The sequence below is a fragment of the Streptomyces sp. NPDC033131 genome (genome assembly GCF_055578365.1).
On sequence record NZ_JBVIPA010000005.1, the window covers coordinates 79,444 to 97,502 of the forward strand.

Annotated in this window: 12 protein-coding genes and 1 pseudogene; 6 read left to right on the plus strand and 7 right to left on the minus strand. The window is 67.9% G+C overall.

What is annotated here, in order from left to right; translation table 11 throughout:
* The first annotated feature begins 81 nt into the window (after nucleotides 1–81).
* Nucleotides 82–1,605: an acetaldehyde dehydrogenase ExaC gene (gene exaC / locus ACZ5XS_RS09100; protein ID WP_468649277.1), complete on the plus strand. Its 1,524-nt coding sequence runs from the start codon at nucleotides 82–84 to the stop codon at nucleotides 1,603–1,605.
* 1,070 nt (nucleotides 1,606–2,675) lie between these two features.
* Nucleotides 2,676–3,041: an Atu4866 domain-containing protein gene (locus tag ACZ5XS_RS09105; protein WP_468649668.1), complete on the plus strand. Its 366-nt coding sequence runs from the start codon at nucleotides 2,676–2,678 to the stop codon at nucleotides 3,039–3,041.
* Between the two features lie 31 nt (nucleotides 3,042–3,072).
* Here ACZ5XS_RS09105 and ACZ5XS_RS09110 read toward each other — a convergent pair whose 3' ends face one another.
* From ACZ5XS_RS09110 to ACZ5XS_RS09120, 3 genes are all read right to left on the minus strand, one after another.
* The gene (locus tag ACZ5XS_RS09110; protein ID WP_468649279.1) at nucleotides 3,073–3,672 is read right to left on the minus strand and encodes a hypothetical protein; all 600 of its coding nucleotides are present in this window, start codon (nucleotides 3,670–3,672) and stop codon (nucleotides 3,073–3,075) included.
* Nucleotides 3,673–4,132: 460 nt separating this feature from the next.
* Nucleotides 4,133–4,348, minus strand: coding sequence for a tautomerase family protein (locus ACZ5XS_RS09115; RefSeq protein WP_468649281.1), 216 nt, complete (start codon nucleotides 4,346–4,348; stop codon nucleotides 4,133–4,135).
* Nucleotides 4,349–4,566: 218 nt separating this feature from the next.
* Nucleotides 4,567–5,349, minus strand: a complete 783-nt coding sequence (locus ACZ5XS_RS09120) for an SDR family oxidoreductase (RefSeq protein WP_468649283.1) — start codon at nucleotides 5,347–5,349, stop codon at nucleotides 4,567–4,569.
* A 196-nt stretch (nucleotides 5,350–5,545) separates the two neighbouring features.
* On the opposite strand from ACZ5XS_RS09120, the gene ACZ5XS_RS09125 reads away from it, so the two are divergent.
* Complete coding sequence (locus ACZ5XS_RS09125; RefSeq protein WP_468649285.1) at nucleotides 5,546–6,418, plus strand: helix-turn-helix transcriptional regulator; 873 nt, start codon at nucleotides 5,546–5,548, stop codon at nucleotides 6,416–6,418.
* A gap of 138 nt (nucleotides 6,419–6,556) precedes the next feature.
* A pseudogene (locus ACZ5XS_RS09130) lies at nucleotides 6,557–7,063 on the plus strand (SDR family NAD(P)-dependent oxidoreductase); the annotation flags it as partial.
* On the opposite strand, the gene ACZ5XS_RS09135 reads toward ACZ5XS_RS09130, so the two are convergent.
* From ACZ5XS_RS09135 to ACZ5XS_RS09145, 3 genes are all read right to left on the minus strand, one after another.
* On the minus strand, nucleotides 6,984–8,270 hold the full coding sequence (locus ACZ5XS_RS09135) for a phthiocerol/phthiodiolone dimycocerosyl transferase family protein (RefSeq protein ID WP_468649287.1): 1,287 nt from the start codon (nucleotides 8,268–8,270) through the stop codon (nucleotides 6,984–6,986). The pseudogene ACZ5XS_RS09130 and the gene ACZ5XS_RS09135 sit on opposite strands and share 80 nt — an antisense overlap.
* A gap of 1,013 nt (nucleotides 8,271–9,283) precedes the next feature.
* The gene (locus ACZ5XS_RS09140) at nucleotides 9,284–11,356 is read right to left on the minus strand and encodes an ATP-binding protein (protein ID WP_468649289.1); all 2,073 of its coding nucleotides are present in this window, start codon (nucleotides 11,354–11,356) and stop codon (nucleotides 9,284–9,286) included.
* 379 nt (nucleotides 11,357–11,735) lie between these two features.
* Entirely contained in the window at nucleotides 11,736–12,644 is a 909-nt protein-coding gene (locus ACZ5XS_RS09145; protein ID WP_468649670.1) for a helix-turn-helix domain-containing protein, read from the minus strand.
* 397 nt (nucleotides 12,645–13,041) lie between these two features.
* Between ACZ5XS_RS09145 and ACZ5XS_RS09150 the strand changes: the two genes are divergently transcribed.
* Complete coding sequence (locus ACZ5XS_RS09150; RefSeq protein ID WP_468649291.1) at nucleotides 13,042–13,815, plus strand: SDR family NAD(P)-dependent oxidoreductase; 774 nt, start codon at nucleotides 13,042–13,044, stop codon at nucleotides 13,813–13,815.
* A gap of 344 nt (nucleotides 13,816–14,159) precedes the next feature.
* On the opposite strand, the gene ACZ5XS_RS09155 is transcribed toward ACZ5XS_RS09150, so the two are convergent.
* Entirely contained in the window at nucleotides 14,160–15,590 is a 1,431-nt protein-coding gene (locus tag ACZ5XS_RS09155; RefSeq protein ID WP_468649293.1) for an endo-1,4-beta-xylanase, read from the minus strand.
* Between the two features lie 924 nt (nucleotides 15,591–16,514).
* On the opposite strand from ACZ5XS_RS09155, the gene ACZ5XS_RS09160 reads away from it, so the two are divergent.
* Complete coding sequence (locus ACZ5XS_RS09160; protein ID WP_468649295.1) at nucleotides 16,515–17,981, plus strand: non-reducing end alpha-L-arabinofuranosidase family hydrolase; 1,467 nt, start codon at nucleotides 16,515–16,517, stop codon at nucleotides 17,979–17,981.
* The last annotated feature ends 78 nt before the right edge of the window (nucleotides 17,982–18,059 follow it).

Genomic DNA, 18,059 nt, shown 5'->3' on the forward strand with positions numbered 1-18,059 from the left:
ACGTACCTGCAACCTCTCGCTCCCTAACCTCGCGCCGAGAGCTGCCCAACGGCGGGCAGCGCTTCTGAAGGAGGCCGACAGATGACCCGTTACGCGGCGCCCGGTACCGAGGGCGCGATCGTCTCCTACCAGGCGCGCTATGACCACTTCATCGGGGGCGAGTACGTGCCGCCGGCCCGCGGACAGTACTTCGAGAACCCGTCGCCGGTGAACGGGCAGCCGTTCACGGAGGTCGCACGCGGCACGGCGGAGGACGTGGAACGGGCCCTGGACGCGGCGCACGCGGCGGCGCCCGGCTGGGGCCGCACGTCGGTGACCGAGCGTTCCGGCATCCTGCTGAAGATCGCCGACCGTATGGAGGCCCACCTCGAACCCCTGGCCGTCGCCGAGAGCTGGGAGAACGGCAAGCCGGTGCGGGAGACGCTGGCGGCGGACATCCCGCTCGCCATCGACCACTTCCGCTACTTCGCGGGCGCGATCAGGTCCCAGGAGGGCTCACTGGGCGAGCTCGACGACGACACCGTGGCCTATCACTTCCATGAGCCACTCGGCGTCGTCGCGCAGATCATCCCGTGGAACTTCCCCATCCTGATGGCGACGTGGAAGCTGGCCCCGGCCCTCGCGGCGGGCAACGCGGTCGTCATCAAACCCGCCGAGCAGACGCCGGCCTCCCTCCACTACTGGATGAGCCTGATCGCCGACCTTCTCCCGCCGGGCGTGGTGAACATCGTCAACGGCTTCGGCGCGGAGGCGGGCAAGCCGCTCGCGTCCAGCCCGCGGGTCGCGAAGGTGGCGTTCACCGGGGAGACCACGACGGGGCGGCTGATCATGCAGTACGCGTCGGAGAACATCAAACCGGTCACCCTGGAGCTCGGCGGCAAGTCGCCCAACATCGTCTTCGACGACGTCTGGGCGAAGGACGACGACTTCCGCGACAAGGCGCTCGAAGGCTTCACGATGTTCGCCCTCAACCAGGGCGAGGTGTGCACCTGCCCGTCGAGGGCCCTCATCCAGCGCGGCAACTACGCCGAGTTCCTGGAAGCGGCCGTGGCCCGCACCGAGCTGATCAAGCCGGGCCATCCCCTCGACACGGACACGATGATCGGCGCCCAGGCCTCCAACGACCAGCTGGAGAAGATCCTCTCCTATCTGGACATCGGCCGGCAGGAGGGGGCGAGGGTCCTCACGGGTGGAGAACGCGTCGAGTACGACGGCGAGTTGAAGGGCGGCTACTACGTCCAGCCGACGATCTTCGAGGGCGACAACCGCATGCGGATCTTCCAGGAGGAGATCTTCGGCCCGGTGGCTTCGGTGACGTCCTTCGACGACTTCGACGACGCGGTGAAAATCGCCAACGACACGCTGTACGGTCTCGGCGCGGGCGTCTGGACCCGGGACATCAACACGGCGTACCGCGCCGGCCGGGCGATCCAGGCGGGACGCGTCTGGACGAACTGCTACCACGCGTACCCGGCGCATGCCGCGTTCGGCGGCTACAAGCAGTCCGGGATCGGACGCGAGACGCACAAGATGATGCTGGAGCACTACCAGCAGACGAAGAACCTTCTTGTTTCATACAGCCCGAAGAAACTTGGGTTCTTCTAGAGCTGCAAGTCGGTTGTCCGGAGGGAGGTTTTCCCTCCGGACAACCCAGATCCTCAGCCACCCCAAGACCCTCCGGCGCGAACCGTTGCAAACCCGCGCAGTCCCCGGACTCGTGTCCCTTCCTGTACGGCCAAGGCTTGAGCACAAGTGCCCATTCACACCGCAAGCCTGGACGCAGGCTGATCCCGAGGGGCTTGTCGGCGCCCGCGCCGAGGCCGCCGGCCTGGCTCTTCGCCGAGCTCGGCGAAGAGGCTGTCGCGCTGTCGGCGGCGGTTGAGCTCGCCGAAGGATGTCACCTCGACCGTGTCGTGCCCGCCATCGCGGACAGGCCGAGCGGTGCGAGTGTGCGCAGCAGGCGCCGTAGAGCTTCCTCGTCGGCGCCGGTCTCCTCCGTCGGCGGCCCGAGGGGCCGAGGCCCTTCGCGAGCTTGGTGGCGCTGTTCAACTTGGCCACGACATACAGCGCCTGGGAGACCTGGAAGCCTGCCAGCATCTGGGTCATCAGCGTCGCCTCCGAGGAGGCCGGGGGTACGGCTCCGACGGCGTCGCTCGTTCGGCGGTGCTCAACGCGTCTCATCTCCAGGAATCACCGTGGCACAGGCATGAGCACCGTGCTCGTGACAGGTGCTGCGTGGGGGCACCGACAACCTTTCCAGCGCATGGGGCACGTCGTAAGCGCGACACCTGCTCAACCAGTGCTCACATGTGCCCACCGCCCGTATCGCGCAACCCGCCGCACGACTTCGGTGCGGTTCGGGCACCAGGAGGCGGAAGGGTTCAGCCACGGGTTGCGACCGCGGCCCCTCCGAAGATCAGCCCCTTGGTCAAGGGCCGCTGCGTGAACGTCGTCGGGAAGATCGGCTCGGGAGCGCTGGCCGCGTTCGGGGCGAAGTCACCTGTCTCGAAACGCACTCGCCGGTGCCGGCGGGTGGGTGCACGGCTCCCAGGAGCAGCTCGGCCTCTCGCTCCACGGGGTTCGCGGGTCATCATCCGTACATGCGCCAAAACAACAGCACTCTGAGGATCGTTGCACCCCTGGTCAGTGTGGCGGCGGCGGTGGCCTGTCAGCAGGTGCCCGGTGAACAACCCGCCTCCGCCGGCCCGACGACGTCGAGTCAGTCACCCACCAGCAGCGGGACGGGTAACTCGGGTGAGCTCCACACGTACGTCGGGATGTGGGTCACCGCGGACGATCGGATCCGCCAAGAGCTCCTCCCGAACGGCCGCTATGACGAAGCGCGGGGCAACCGTGAAAGCGCCTATACCGGCCGCTACTGGGTCAGGGGGAATCACATCGAGTACGCGGACGACACGGGCTTCACGGCCGACGGAACGTTCCAGGGTGACGTCCTTCACCACGGCGGATACGTCTTTTATCGCGAGGACAGTCCGGCACACCGCAAGGCCACTGACAGGCCGGCGGAAGCAGCCGTGTGAGCCCGCCGGAACGCAGATGGCTCGTCACAGGTCACGGCATGGGCCTCGAGACGGCAGGCTGCTGTTCTGCAGCCCGGCCGAAGGCGGTGCGACCCCACTGTTTGGTGATGGTGAACGAGATGTCACCCTCCGCCATACGGTGGGTCAGCCGCTTCATACGGGCCTGCAGGGCGCGCCGGCTGAGCGGACGCTGTGCATCGCCGAGAAGGAGGCACAGGTCGTGACAGCACCATGGATGCCTCACGGCCTGGATGAGCTCCAGAAGAATCTGCTGAGAGGCGTGCTTCACGTTCAGTGTGGGATTCAGGCACTGATTGTCGTCGTCCGTGGAATGAAGCGGGGAAAGCACTGCAAGCCAGCGGCGCTCGGCGGCTATTCGGCTGGCCAACTCCTTGGGCGACGCACTGCGAGACAGTACGTTGGCGGCGCCGGCCCGCAGTAAGGAGACCGAGTCGGTGTCCTGTGGTACCAGTACGACGACCGTGGACAGCCTGCTGAGTACCTGAACGCGCTGCGGCAGGTCAGGGACCAGGCTGGTGTCCGGTACATCCAGAAGTGCCAGGGGTTGCGGCCGCCGCAGCAGGGAAAGGTAGGCGCCTGTCGATCCCCAAGGATGGGGGAACGTCGGCATGACGCCCTGGCTCCTCATGTCGCGCAGCAAGGCCGCTGTTCCGTCTCGCTGCATCGAGAAAACCGCGTCGACCGGGGCCGGAATTCCGGAGTCGACCGACGGGGAAGGTTGCGGCGCGTACGGAGCCTGAGGGATGGGCATTACGGAAACCCGACGTAGTACAGGTAGTGGATGACGGCCAAGAGCATCCTCCGAATCATCGGGCCGCGTACAGGCAAGGCGATGTTCATAAAGTGCTCAATCAGTAATCATGATCCCGCACTGAGTGCGCTGCGTGATCGCGCGGTCACCCTTTTGGTGTGGATGGCGGAGGAATTGCGAAAATCAACCAGCTGTCGGCGGACGCTTCTGGTGCGTCGCGAAAGCGCGGTGGCACGACTGGAATGGGCTGAGTTCGACGCGGCAATTACGGGGCGCCAGGCGGGGGAACGTCACGCTCACCCGCCCGTCGGTAGCGGCGTCAGTCCTCGGGCGACTGCGTGAGCATCGCGAGGGTCAGGACGTTGCCGCCGATGCCCCAGCCGCCGTCGGTGACCTCTTCGACCAGAACCATGGTGTTGGCGCGGGCCCGTTCGCCGTAGATCTCGACGTAGAGCTCGGTGGTGCGGGTGACGATCTCTTCCTTCTGCTTCTCGTCGAGGGTTCCTGCGGGGACCTTGAAATTGGCGAACGGCATGGTGGTTCTCTTTTCTGGATGGGTTGCAGGGAGTTGCCTGCGCATGCGCGGTGTCCAGGTGCCGACGGGCATCGGCGTCGGCGGATTCCTGGCAGGGGACGTCGAGTTCGACTGCGTACGGGCCCGGTCACCGGGATGGTCCTGGCGGTGTCGGAGGGCATGGCCGTCCTTGCGGTTGAGCGGGTGCGGAACACGTACGGCATCGGCGCCGAGGTCGGTCAGACGATGCCGCCGTTGGCGCGGACGACCTGGCCGTTGACCCAGTGACCGGCCGGTGAGGCGAGGAAGGCGACGACCTCGGCGATATCCGCGGGGGTGCCAAGTCGTTCCAGCGGGGGCTGGGCGGCCATGCGGGCGATGGTCTCCTCGTCCTTGCCGTCGAGGAACAGGTCGGTGGCCGTTGGACCGGGGGCGACGGCGTTGACGGTGACGTCCCGGCCGCGCATCTCCCGGGCGAGGATCATCGTGAGCGCCTCGACGGCACCCTTGGCGGCGCTGTAGGCGCCGTAGCCGGGAAGTGCCAGGCCCACTATGGAAGTCGAGAAGGTGATCATGGCCCCGCCGCTGCGAACCCTGCGGGCGGACTGCTGGGCGACGACGAAGCTCCCGCGGATGTTGGTGCGGTGGAGCGCGTCCAGTTCCGCCAGATCCAGGTCGGCGACAGGGGACAGGTACAGTCGGCCGGCCGCGTGGACGACCACGTCGACCCCACCGAACTCGGACTCGGTGGTGTCGAACAGTGCGGCCACCTCCTGCTCGTCGGCGACATCGGCCTGGACGGCCACGGCCCGGCCCCCGGCGGCGGTGACCTCCTTGACGGCCGCCTCGGCCAGATCACGATTGCCGGCGTAACCGACGACGACGGCGAATCCGTCGGCGGCCAGCCGGCTCACCGTCTCGCGGCCGATACCGCGGGATCCGCCGGTGACGATGGCGACGCGGGGCTGGTCTGCACGGTCGTTGAGCGCGGCACGACTCGCCGCGGTTTCCTGGGAGGACAAGGGGACTCCAGTGAGAGACGCCAGAGGCGGACTGGCACGACGGGTGGAGCGGGGCGTGGCGCGTCGGCGTTGTCACCGGCTGCTCCCCGCTTGCGTCTCCAGCGTGGGCCGGTGCTGCCGTGGCAGCCAGGGCTGTCTTCACCCAGGGGTTGCCACCCCCTGGCTCCGAACTCAGGCGCGCGTCACGATGGGGAGCGTGAACCACTCCGAACTCGCCGCGTTCCTGAAGTCCCGGCGCGCCCGAATCCGCCCTTCCGACGTCGGCCTTCCCACAGGGCCGCGGCGCCGGGTGCCCGGACTGCGACGCGAGGAAGTCTCCCAACTGGCAGGCCTGTCCGCCGACTACTACACCGAGCTGGAACGGGGCCGCGGCACCCAGCCCTCGGCCCAGGTGCTGGCCGCTCTGGCCCGGGCGCTGCGACTGAACGGCGACGAACGCGACCACCTGTTCCACCTCGCCGACCGGATGGTTCCGCCGGCTGCGCACGGCCCGACCGCGCACGTCCAGCCGGCCCTGCTCGGCCTGCTGGACCAGCTCACCACCACGCCCGCCCAGGTCATCACCGACCTGCACGAAACCCTGGTGCAGAACCACCTGGCCGTCGCCCTCGTCGGCCGGCCCCCGGCGCTGCGCAGCCCCGAAGCGAGCTTCGTCCACCGCTGGTTCACCGACCCTGCCGCCCGTGCCCTCTACCCGGCCGAGGACCACCCCCACCACTCGCGGGTCTTCGTCGCCGATCTCCAGGCGGTCGCCGCACGACGCGGCGGCGACACCCGAGTGCACGAGATGGTGGCCGCCCTACGACGGCGCAGTGAAGAGTTCACCACCCTGTGGGACACCCACGACGTCGCCCTGAGACGGACCGACCACAAACGCATCGTGCACGCCGCGCTGGGCGTCATCGAGCTGGACTGCCACAGCCTGTTCAGCGAGGACGGACGCCAGCGCCTGCTGTGGTTCAGCGCCCCGCCCGGCACCGAGGGCGCCGCCCAGCTGGAACTTCTCTCGGTCATCGGCACCCAGGACATGACTCCCAGCGCGACCGAACTCGGACAGTCACAAGCCTGAGCGGGGTCCGGAACTGACTGGGTAGCCATGGCGCATGGGCGTGATGCGCCGTTCGGTCCGACGCGCGCACGGGTATCTCGGCCTGTCAGTGCTCAGGCGATGTCCACCGCCGCCGGATGAGGAGGGGAAGGCTTCGACGTCGGCCTGGTCGCACGCGACCACGACAGCCCGCATCACATGCAGGACACACTGGCGAAGGAAGGCTTCACTGCCCGCGGTGCGCCAACGGACATCACCCGCCTGCAGGCCGCATCCACCGCACTGACGGAAATGGCGGAGCACCTCGGCCCGATCGACGTGCTGCTGTACAGCCCGCTGCCTTCCCCGGACTGGATCAAGCCCGTCACCCGCACCACCTCCGAGGACGTCCGACTGCCACTGGGCCTGAGCGTCCTCGGGGCCATCGACTGCGTTCAGACCGTGCTGTCCGCCACGCGGGAACGTGGCCGCGGAACCCTGCTGTTCACCACAGGAGGTGCCGCCATCACCCCCAGCGCCGCACGTGCCGGTTCCGCCGTCTCCTACTCGGCGGATGTGGCGTACGGCCGCCTACCGCACGAAGAGCTCAGCTTTGAAGGCCAGTGCCACCGATGGCTGACAGCAGCCGTTCTCGGGTCAACTCCAAGAGCTCGGGCACCGGGCTGAAGCTCGTGTGCAGAATGCGCAGTGTGCCGGCGAGTGTGCTCAGACCGAGGGTCTGTTCTCCCTCGAATCCGAAGAGGACCGAAGGTCCCCACAAGCTGTTGAGGGTCAACGAACCGTAGGACGTCCCGATGGGCAGGGCTCCGAGATTGGTGAGCAGCAGTTCGTGGGGTGCGGCGGCGGCGAGCATACCGGCCATGTCAGCCGGGGCCGGGCGGCTTCGCAGGACACCTGTCCACAGAGCGAGCGACTGAAGCAGCGCGCTCTTGTGGCGGAACGGGGCGAGGGTGTCGGTGAAGGACCGGGCCGCCTCCCACGGGTCGCTCCACTCGCCGACCTGTGCGGTGGTGGCCGGGGCGAGGATGTTTCCCATGCCGTCGGCCGGCGTGGGAAGGAGCCCGCGCAGGCTGAGGGGCGAGTGCACCCGGAGCGGGACGGTCGACCAGTCCGCGTTGAGTTCGGCCGCCGCGCCCAGGGCCGCGGCGGCGACAGCGCCGTGCACGGTCGTGCCTTCTGCCCGGGCGCGTTCGCGCAGTGCGGCTGTCTGGGTCCGGCTCAGAGCGGCGGCGTCGATGGAGAGCGCGGCGTCCGGGTCGGGTGTCCGGTAGCTGCCGGGCCTGTCGGAGAGGGGGATGTCCATGTCACTCGGCAGAGTGGTGGCTGCGGCGGCGATCTCTTGAGCCAGGAAGTGGTCCACCGGATGTCCAGGATGCCCTTCGGCCGCCCCCTCGATGCTTCCGCCGCTGACGAGTGTCAACAGGTCTCTTACGAGATATGCCTGTGACAGGCCGTCGACCACCGCATGGTGCGCGACGAGCACCAGCGCGCACCGTTCGGGGCTGTACAGCAGGACGGCCCGTACGGGCGGCATCGTGGCCGCATCGACTCCGTCTCGCATCTCGGTGGCCAGTTCGTGTTGCCACCCGGTCGCCGCCAGGTCGGTCACTCGCAGCGGAATCTGTGCGGCGTGACCGAACGAGAACCGGGGGCCGTTGCCGCTGTCGCGGATACGGGCGCCGAGGAGGGCGTGGCGGCGCTGGAGGGTGTTCAGCGCCGTTCGCCATTCATGCACCTCGGTCGGGCCCGCGACTTCGATGGCGGTGGCCGAGTGGGTGGGGCGGTTCTGGTTCATCAGCCACATGAAGTGCTCAGCGACCCCGAGCGGCCGTTCTGCGGGCATGCCGGTGGACTGTGTTGGGGCCGTCGTCACGATGGTGCTCCTCGGGCGAACGAGGTCCGCACACGCTCCGGATCAGGTGAGTGCGCGGACGGTGGATACGGCTCCACCCTCAGCCATCATCCAGGCCCGGACCAGCCCTTTCCCTGTCCGCTGGTTGTTCACTTCGCGCTCAGTCGACTTGTACGCCCGGCCACCCGCGCCGTTGTGCTCCAGCTCCCACAGTCGGCCGGCCACACGGCCGAGCCCGCGGCAGAACCTCCACGGGTTCGTCGGAGTTCTGGGCGGTCACCAGACGACTGCGGATCAGAGGGCTTTCGGCCAGTGCGTCGGTTCGGTGCCGATGCGCGGGGCGCCGCGCACCTCGAACGCGTCGGAGCGAACCCCTTCCACGGTCACTCGGGCATTCCATGAAACCGTCGGCCCGTCGGGCCTGTTCAGTGAGCCGCTCGTTGTCGCCCAGTGAGCCCACGACGGTTCGACACCCGACGCCGCGAGTGCACCGGCCTTCGCGGAGTCCCGGACACGAGACGAATGCGCGGTGCCCCGGTTGGGCGAGTGTTGTGGGACGTTCACGGGCTCCGACGCGAGACCACGGCGTGGCGGGTGTCCTCGGACACGGGTCGGGGTTGATGGCCGCTGCCGTGTTGACGTCGGCGGCAGCGGCGCCGATCACCTGCTCGGCAAGGTTGGTGGCGTTGCCCGCCGACCGCACACCGGCCACCTCCGTGGCCCCGGTCGGATCGGTGGTCGGCACGTAGGTGCCGATGTTCTGTGTGCCGAACTGCTGCGAGGTCGTGCGCAGACCGAGCGCGACGAGTACGTCGGCGCGGGCATGGGCGTTGGGCGGGACGGCGACGGCCCGCACCGCGACGGCCCGCCCGTCGTGATGGCTATGAGTGCCGAACTGTCGGCTTCAAGGGCGCTGGTCACCGGCGCTGCCGCGGGCATCGGCCGTGCGGTGGCCCTGCGGTGGCCGTGCGGCTCGCCGCAAAGGGCGCGGTCGCCTTCTCACTGGTCATCCATGCATCGTCCGTGATCGGGGGTTACACCGAACGATTACGGTCCCGGTCCCGGTCGGCGGGGAGAAACGGTGCGCCGTTCAGTTCATGGCTCCACATGACATCACTGATGTGCTTCACGGCGGCTGTCAGGTGCCGACGGTAGGTGCTGAAGGACATGCCGAGGCGCCTGGCCGCGGCTTCCTGAGTGGGTGCGGCCTTGCTGTACGTGGTCATGACGACGTGGTGGCGTCTCTCTCCGCCACGCTCATCCCGCAGGGTGTCGATGGCGTGCAGCAGGGCGTCGTGCAGGCGCTGGCCGTGCTCCGCGACGCGGCGGGTGCGGCTCAGGGGGTTTCGTGCCAGTTGACTGGGCCACCACAGCGCGCGCAGGGCGTCCCGTACGGCTGCGTCGAACTCCGAGCGGGCCAGCACGACGTGCTCGGCCTGTTCCTGAGCAGTTCCACCCGAAGGCGTGACGGCACCCGCGCCGGTCAGCAGAGCTTCGTGTCTCTCCGCCATCCACGCCATCACGGGTTGGGTACGCCAGTCGTGGGCGAACAGACGGTACCCGTGGCGGCCGACCGCGGGCCTGGCATCAATGGGCAGCATCTCGGGGCGCTCCAGGTAACCATTACCGAAGCCGTCGTCCCGTATCACGACGAACGACCATGCGAGATGGTCGGCCCGGATGATCTCACCCATCGCACGCCACCTGGCCAGAGTGCTGGACGCCGACGGCCGCTGGTACGCCTGCGGGTCCACGTCGAACCGCGCGATGGCCATGTGCTCCCCTGCTCGCAACGGCTTGTCGGCGCGTGCGTGGGCCCAGGCGGCGGCCACCACCGGATCGACGTCCTCCCCCTCAGGCCCGTTGAACTGCAGCCACGCGGAGCAGGCAACGATGTCATCGGTCCGAGTCGACCGGTAGACCTTGAACGCTTTGGGCTGCCGATCCAGCCAGAACCGGGCGATCGCGGCCGATTCGGCGCCCTCCGCCTCATGGACCAGCTCCACCACGCGTTCCTGGTCGGCAGGAGTACAGGGCAGCTCCCGCACCAGGTCGCAGGGGTGTCCCTCGAAGGTGTCGGAGACATGGCCGGCTGCGCCGACATCCCGTTGCAGGTACATCAGGGCCTGCATCGCCTGGAGCATCTGTACGGCGGGCACCTCCCGGACCCGGCCGAGCAGATACTGGTGCATCCGCCCACGCAGGGCCATGAATTCGTCCGGATCACGCCACCGGAGATCAGCCACCAGCACCTCGCGCACCACATCATGCGGAAGGAGTCCCGACGCGGTGGACTCGATGAACGGCTGGGCGCGCAGCCAGGCAAAGAGTTCGGCAGCCCGCTCGCCCGTCATCGCCCGCAGCAGGGCCTCGGAGGTGACCTCGGCCTGAGCGCACACCTCCAACGCCGTGCGATGTTCCGGGCTCGGCGGATCCCCCACAACTTGCGACAGCAGCGTCGCGATCACCTCCCCTCCTGGTGACCAGTCGGCCGCCCGCGGTGTCCCCTCCGCGTCCTGCTGTACGGCGACCGCCGCCGCCAGGGACAGGGCCAGCGGATTGCCGCCGGTGAACGACAGCACCGCGTGGTGCGCTCCAGCCGGGACGCCGCGCACCCGCAGAAACGCCGCGGCGTCGCCCGCGGTCAGGTTTCGCAGCGGCACCACATGCAGAAAGTCGCCCCATCCGGGATCGGCGACCCAGCGCGGATCGGGGGCCACGCGTCCGGCGATCACTACGACCCCGCCCAGCGGTAGGCGCGGCAGGAACTGCTCCCACAACCAGTGCTCCAGGCCCTGGCAGTGCTCAAAGGCGTCGACCAGAAGCACCGCGCCCGGCTCGCTGGTGGCTTTTCCCGCGACGTACTCGAAGTCCTGCGGCGTCGCGATGACCGTACGGCCGTCCACCTCGACCACCAGCCGCCCCGCCTCCCGCGCCTCGAGGGCGAACCGCCGCAGCAGCGTGGACTTGCCGATCCCCCCGGGCCCGTGCAGATAGACAACAGACGCACCGGAGGGATCCCCCACCAGCAGGGACCGGAACAGCGCCCGCTCCACCGCCCGCCCGACGAAAGCCCGATCCCGCGCCGCGACCACACGGTCACCCAACGAGCCGCCGCACCCCATATCAGCGAGCCCCTCACAACGCGAACCTCTGACCGGATAAGTGACGTCGGTCATTTCTGGTCAACCGAAGTAATGGGACGTGCGTCGGTATGACTTGGTTCACGCCTCCGCCGGTGGCGGCGGTCAGCACATAAGGCAGCCACTTGGAAATCCTAGAAAAGAAGTTGAACGTGCCGGCGGCTGATAAGCAGCACGAGCCCGAAGGAACAGCCAGGGAGATCACAGGAATTCACCCGAGGCCGTTGGTTGGTGGTACCAAACCACCGGGTGGCACGGGAAATCACCAACGGACGAACGTTCCGCTGCCGTTGATGCGATGATCCAGTCGCTGATGAAGCGAGGGCGGCGGAGTCCCGCTGCGTCACCGTCCGCCGTTCTTCTGCCACGGGGACAGGGACTCCGCCGAGGGGGCTGTCCCGCCGACCGGGCGGCCGGCTTCTCCGCTGACGGGCTCCGCGTGCACGCTCCCCAGAAGTGCCAGCGCGTCAGCCGACGGACTGCCCGGTTCGGCGTAATACACGATGAGCCGCTGGCCGGGGTCACGGTCCACCGTGAAGGTCTCCACGACCAGTTCCAAGGAGCCGACGACAGGATGCGAGAAGCCGCAGATGTCGCTTCCCTTTTCGAAGATCTCGTGGTCCGCCCAGTAGCGCCGGAAGTCCGGGCTGGCCGCCGACACTTCCCTCACGAGCCTTGTCAGCCGTGGATCGTTGGGGGCCGTGCCGGCGGTGGCGCGCAGTGAGGCCGCGACAGCACGGGCCGCCTTGTGCCAATCAACGTGGAAGCTGCGTGCCACCGGATCGAGAAAGGTGGTCCGCACGTAGTTGCCGGTGATGGTGAAGCCGCTGGTCAAGGCCTCGGCAAGAGCGTTCCGCGCCAGCACGTTGTGCCACCGGTCCAGCACCATCGCCGGCTGCCCCGTCCACATCTGGAGCAGGCGCTGCAAGCCGGGCGCTACAGCTTCCTGATCGTTCTCCGGGCGCAGTGTCGCAGGGGCGCGGCCGGCGAGCAGATACATGTGGTTGATCGCCGGCGCATCAAGGCCGAACACGGACACCAGTGCCTCGAGAATCTGCGGCGAGGGCGACCGCTCCCGTCCCTGCTCGAGGCGCACGTAGTACTGCGTGCTGATCCCGGCCAGTGCGGCGACCTCCTCGCGTCTGAGCCCTGGTGTACGACGCAGGCCTCCCGGAGGCAAGCCGACGTCCAGCGGGCTGACGGCGGCACGTCGGGCTCGTAGGAAATCTCCGAGTGCATTCACGGTCCTCACGTTAGGCGGCGTGGTGCCTGCCAGGGAGGGCGAGATCCTGACAGGCAGGCCCAGTGGGCAACCGGGGGTTCCGCGGTGCCGGTTTGCGGCCGGCCCTGCCCGGAAGACCGCGGCGGCGATTCCCGGGCGATCGCACGACAGCGACATGGCGGCCGGGGAGGGAACGGAATACTTCGCCGCCGACGCCGTCCTCGCTATTCGCGACGTCCCTGCCTATTAGCAGCCGTGGACCGGTCCCGACAGGATGCTCTGGAACATCTGGCTGCCTTGAGAAGTCCTGACGAGTAGTGAGCAGGGTTTGACCTGTTGATGACCGTGTGGCCTACGGAACGCTGGCGGAGTGAGGCAGATGCGCACACGTCTGCCTCGCATCCACTCGTCAGCTACGGAAAGCGCCATGACAGTTCAGGACAAGCGCATCATCGTGACCGGCGGCTCCCGGGGAATCGCCGCGGCGGCCATCGCGTCATTTGCCCGAGCCGGAGCCCGGGTCGCCGCACTGGGAATCAGCGACGAACCGGGCAGGACTCTCGCCGAAAAGATCACCTACGAGGGGCCTGGCACCGTCTCCTACTTCCACGCCGATGTCTCGGACAAGTCCGGGGTGACCACGGCCGTGGCCGCCGCCGCCGAGGAGCTGGGCGGCGTCGACGCCCTGGTCAACGTGGCCGGCATCGAAAGGGGGGCGCCTGCGGAGAGCATTTCCGAAGAGGACTGGGACCGTGTCTTCGCGGTGAACGCCAAGGGCACCTTCCTCACCGCTCAGGCCGTCTTCCCGTACCTGCGGGAGAACGGCGGCACCATCATCAACTTCGGTTCCGACGCCGCCCTCATCCCCTATCCGAACGGAGCGCACTATTCTGCGTCCAAGGGGGCGGTGCTCTCGCTCACTCGTACCCTCGCCGCGGAATGGGGGCGCTACGGGATCCGGGTGAACTCTGTCGATCCGGTGATATGGACGGGGATGTACGACGGGTACCGGGCGCGGATGACCGAGGAGGAACTCGCGGCCCACGACGCCGAGCAGGCCCGCACGATCCCGCTGGGAGGCAAGCTGGGTGATCCGGACTCCGACCTCGCCCCGGTCCTCAACTTCCTCGTCTCCGACGGCTCCCGCTTCATCACCGGCCAGATCATCTCCGTGAACGGTGGCGCCGTGCAGGTCCGCTGACCCCGTGTCTCGGGCCCGCATCAGGAGCGGGTCCGCCGGGTGCAACCTCAACACGCGGAACCACCACGATCGCGCACGCGGTGCAGCCGAGATCTCGGGCATGGGGCCGCCCGTGAGATACCGAGGTCCCGCGCCGCCTCACGGGTCACCTTGTATCCCCTCGACGTCCGGGACCCCGCGCGGGTCGCCGGGTGGTCAGCGACCTGGCCGCCTCGGTCGTCATCAACGCGTCGAGTGGCGAGTCCGACTGGGCCCTCACCGCGGACGGCGCGGTCCGCGTCGCGATGGCAGCCATGGAGCAGGGCTGCCGCCTGGTCCATGGCTCCAGCGACGCAGTGGTCCCCTCAGGTGCGGGTCCAGCGTTGGTTGCTGCCGTTCGAGCAGGAGTAGAGCTGGATCAGGGTGCCGTTGGCGGTGCCGCCTGCGACGGCGTCGAGGCAGAGGCCGGACTGGACGCCGACGATGGATCCGTCGGAATTGAGGCGCCATTTCTGGTTGTCGCCGCCCCAGCAGCCGTAGATCTGGACTTTGGTGCCGTTGCCGGTGCCGGCGGCGTCCAGGCACTTGTTGCCGTAGACCCTGAGTTCACCGGCGGCGGTGTACGTCCACTGCTGGTTCGTGCGGTTCTGGCAGTCCCACAGGTTGAGCTGGGTGCCGTCGGTGGTACTGGCGCCGGGCACGTCCAGGCAGCGGCCCGAACCGACGCCCTTGATCGGTCCGGAATCCGAAGGGGGCGTGGAGGAGCCGCCGTTGAGTGCGTTGAGGACGGCGGTGTAGGCGGGCTTCTTGCTGCCGTCGCCGTTGAACAGCAGCGGCGTGTGCTCCGGTCGCCAGGAGTCGGTGTCGCGCACACCCCAGACGGTGATTCCGAGGCAGCGCGGAACGGCCAGACAGTCGTTGGTCACGTTGGCGTAGGTCGTGGCCGGGGCGCCCTGGATGTCGAGTTCGGTGATGGCCACGTCGACGCCGAGGGCGGCGAAGTTCTGCAGGGTGGTGCGGAAGTTGCTGTTGTAGGGGCTGCCGCTGTTGAAGTGCGACTGGAAGCCGACGCAGTCGATCGGCACGCCGCGCTGCTTGAAGTCCCGGACCATGGCGTACATGGCCTGGGTTTTGGCCCAGGTCCAGTTCTCGACGTTGTAGTCGTTGTAGCAGAGCTTGGCGGCCGGGTCGGCGGCGCGGGCGGTGCGGAAGGCGACCTCGATCCAGTCGTTGCCGGTGCGTTGCAGGTTGGAGTCGCGCCGGGCTCCCGAACTGCCGTCGGCGAAGGCCTCGTTCACGACGTCCCACTGGGCGATCTTGCCCTTGTAGTGGGCCATCACGCCGTTGATGTGGCCGATCATCGCCTGGCGCAGCGTGCTGCCGCTGAGGCTCTGCATCCAGCCGGGCTGCTGGGAGTGCCAGGCCAGGGTGTGGCCGCGCACCTGCTTGCCGTTCTGCACCGCCCAGTTGTAGACCCGGTCACCGGCGGTGAAGTTGAACTGGCCCCGCTGCGGTTCGGTGGCGTCGATCTTCATCTCGTTCTCGGCCGTCACCGAGTTGAACTCACGGCCCGCGATCGTCGTGTACGCCGAGTCGCCCAGCCTGCCCGAGGCGATGGCGGTGCCGAAGTAGCGGCCGCTCTGCGCCGCCGCGGCGCCGAGCGTGTTCTCGGCTGCGTGTGCGGTCGGCGGCGCGGCCAGTGCGGCGACCGTAACAAGGACACCGACGACCAGAGCCAACAGCAGGCCGCGGATCTTTCGGCGGACTACGGGTCTGGGAAGGGCATACGAGCCCATGGCTGTGCCTCCAAGGTAGAAATCACGGAAGGGCTGAAACGCAGGGGAATGCGTCGTCCGCTCCCACTCGGCAGACGGACGGGGGCGGGCCGGAGCCCGGGCAGCACGGATTTACCGGACACCTCGGTCATGGGACCGGGACGATCTCGACCGGCACGGACGGCTTCCGCTCGGCCGTCGAGTGACGTACGGCGGGCGGCGGCGGTGTTTCGACACAGGCATGGGGGCACTCCATCGCGACTCAGCCGGGGGACCGCCACGTGGCGTCGCGCACCTCTCCATCTACGCGGAGAGCCAGGATGCGCAGGTGCGGACCTCACCGGAACGAAATGGGGTGGCGCAGGTGTGTTGGGCGCAGGCATTTTGGGGGGATGCACGGATCCGTCGTGCAGCTGTGCGTGGATCTGCCGTGCAGTAGCGCAGATTACTCAGGGCCGACATGGTTCGCGATCTCGAACCATGGCCGGTTTCTCCGACACGGATGATTGATGTATTGACGGTGGATCGTCAATACTCCCCGCACAAAAAGTTTCCGTTCCCCGCCCGAAACTTTCCGGGTCTCGGCGAGCCGGACCGCGAATCCCGACGCCGCAGCCGGCACATGCGGCAGGGCCGGGGCAGGGACGAGTGCGCGGACGCCGCTTTCTCGACGTCTCTCCTCCGCGCGGACGCCTTGGACGGGTGAGCCGTGCCGCGTACAGGAGTGTTTCCGGTCGGCGCGGCAGCTTGTCGAGCCCGAAGGGGAGGCGCTGTTTGTGGACAGATCGGCGACAGGCCTTGACCAAGGCGCCTCACATTCCTAGCTTGTGGCGTCAAAGCTTCCGGGAATTCTTCGAAATGTTTCGGGTTCCTCCCACTCCCCGGCAGTCCGCTCCGCGGTTCATCGGGTCACCTCACCCCCCGCCCCCAAAGGAGTGCTCCCTGATGTGGTTTCGCCGCCCGTCCCCGGTCCGTGCAAGACGCTTACTCGCCGTCCTTGGGCCCTTGCTGCTCGTGGCCACCTTCCTCGGCGCCCAGCCCGCCCGCGCGGCAACCGTAGATCCCAACGCCTCGTATGTGCTGGTCAACCGCAACAGCGGCAAGGCCCTGGATGTCTACAACCTGGCGACCAACGACGGCGCCCGCATCACCCAGTGGACCAGGAACGATCAGAACCAACAGCAGTGGCAGTTCGTCGATTCCGGGGGCGGCTACTACCGCGTCAAGTCCCGCCACTCGGGCAAAGTGCTGGACGTCCACAATTGGTCCACCGCGAACGGCGGCTCGATCGTCCAGTGGGCCGACCTGAACGCCACCAACCAGCAGTGGCGGCTGGCCGACAGTTCGGACGGCTACGTGAGGCTCATCTCGCGCCACAGCAACAAGGCCCTCGAAGTGCAAGGCGCCTCCACCGCCGACAACGGGAACATCGTCCAGTACGACGACTGGGGCGGCACCAACCAGCAGTGGCAGTTCGTCAAGGTCGGCGGCGACAACCCCGGCCCGTGCGATCTTCCGTCGACCTACCGCTGGACATCAACCGGCGCGCTGGCGCAGCCCAAGCCGGGGTGGGTCTCGCTCAAGGACTTCACCGTCGTCCCCTACAACGGCAGGCAACTCGTCTACGCGACGACGCACGACACGGGGACGAGTTGGGGTTCGATGAACTTCGGCCTGTTCACCAACTGGTCGGAGATGGCCTCGGCCGGCCAGAACACGATGTCAGCTTCCACCGTCGCGCCCACGCTCTTCTACTTCGCACCGAAGAACATCTGGGTGCTCGCCTACCAGTGGGGCGGGACCGCCTTCTCCTACCGGACGTCTACCGACCCCACCAACCCGAATGGCTGGTCTTCCCAGCAGGTGCTCTCCACCGCCAGCATCAGCGACTCCGGAACAGGACCCATCGACCAGACGCTCATCGGTGACGGCACGAACATGTACCTGTTCTTCGCCGGCGACAACGGCAAGATCTACCGGGCCAGTATGCCGATCGGGAACTTCCCGGGCAGCTTCGGCGCGACCTCGACAGTGGTCATGAGCGACACCACGAACAACCTGTTCGAAGCCCCGCAGGTCTACAAGCTGCAGGGCCAGAACCGCTACCTCATGATCGTCGAGGCGATCGGCTCGCAGGGCCGCTACTTCCGCTCGTTCACGGCCACCAGTCTGAACGGCTCCTGGACACCCCAGGCGGCGACCGAGAGCAATCCCTTCGCCGGCAAGGCCAACAGCGGCGCCACCTGGACCAACGACATCAGCCATGGCGAACTGATCCGTACCGGCCCCGATCAGACCATGACCGTCGATCCCTGCAATCTGCAGTTGCTCTACCAGGGGCGCAGCCCCAACTCCGGCGGGGACTACGGCCTCCTGCCCTACCGTCCGGGTCTGCTGACACTGCAGCGCTGACGGCGTGACTCGAGTCCGGCTCCGTACGGAGTCGGCGTGGCGGGCTCGGCCTTCCGTCGAGCCCGCCCGGTCACGCGA

Bases quoted from the DNA above. Each gene is read 5' to 3' on its own strand.
- exaC (WP_468649277.1), top strand. From the start codon at position 82: ATGACCCGTTACGCGGCGCCCGGTACCGAGGGCGCGATCGTCTCCTAC.
- ACZ5XS_RS09110 (WP_468649279.1), bottom strand. From the start codon at position 3,672: ATGCCGACGTTCCCCCATCCTTGGGGATCGACAGGCGCCTACCTTTCC.
- ACZ5XS_RS09115 (WP_468649281.1), bottom strand. From the start codon at position 4,348: ATGCCGTTCGCCAATTTCAAGGTCCCCGCAGGAACCCTCGACGAGAAG.
- ACZ5XS_RS09150 (WP_468649291.1), top strand. From the start codon at position 13,042: ATGACAGTTCAGGACAAGCGCATCATCGTGACCGGCGGCTCCCGGGGA.
- ACZ5XS_RS09155 (WP_468649293.1), bottom strand. From the start codon at position 15,590: ATGGGCTCGTATGCCCTTCCCAGACCCGTAGTCCGCCGAAAGATCCGC.
- ACZ5XS_RS09160 (WP_468649295.1), top strand. From the start codon at position 16,515: ATGTGGTTTCGCCGCCCGTCCCCGGTCCGTGCAAGACGCTTACTCGCC.